Source organism: Shewanella sp. SM87, assembly GCF_025653705.1.
GTDB classification, from domain to species: Bacteria; Pseudomonadota; Gammaproteobacteria; order Enterobacterales; family Shewanellaceae; genus Shewanella; species Shewanella oncorhynchi.
Genome location: NZ_JAKKSC010000096.1, coordinates 1 through 687 on the forward strand (window position 1 = coordinate 1; position 687 = coordinate 687).

The window sequence follows — 687 nt, forward strand, 5'->3', positions numbered from 1 at the left end:
TGGCATGTTACTGGGTCCTCTGAGTCGAGTATCGCAGGCACTGGCGCGTATTGCCGATGGTAATGGTGATTTAACTCAACGTATTTCTGTCGACACTCAAGATGAAGTGGGCGTGCTTGCCGACAGCTTTAACCGCTTTGTGGGCAGTCAACATCAGCTGATCAGCCATATTCGCCAATTAGCGAATGAGTTAGATGCCGATGCTGAACGTAGTCTTGCCACCACGCAAACTTCAGTTGCGGAGTTACAACGTCAGCAGCAAGAAGTCGCTATGGTCGCGACTGCGGTAACTGAAATGGCGAGTGCGACTAATGAGATCGCAGCCAATGCTGAGAACACGGCAACAGCGGCTCAACAGTCTGCAGCGAGCAGTTTACAGGGCAAAGAGTTAGTGAATAAAACTCGTAACTCGATTAATTCTCTCGCCGATGAAGTGACTCAAGCAACGGATGTTATTGGCGATTTAAGTCGTCACGCTAAGTCTATCTCGAGTATTCTGGCGACAATTCAAGGGATTGCTGAGCAAACTAACCTGTTGGCGCTTAACGCAGCCATTGAAGCGGCTCGTGCTGGCGAGCAAGGCCGTGGTTTTGCGGTCGTTGCCGATGAAGTTCGAGTATTATCGCGCCGCACACAAGATTCGACTCAGGAAGTACATACCACGATTGAAACGCTACAACGCACTAC

At 50.1% G+C, this 687-nt stretch carries 1 protein-coding gene; it reads left to right on the forward strand.

All coding sequences use genetic code 11. From position 1 onward, the window contains the following. On the forward strand, window positions 1–687 hold a 687-nt coding region (locus L5M11_RS23820), incomplete at both ends, for a methyl-accepting chemotaxis protein (RefSeq protein ID WP_263193464.1).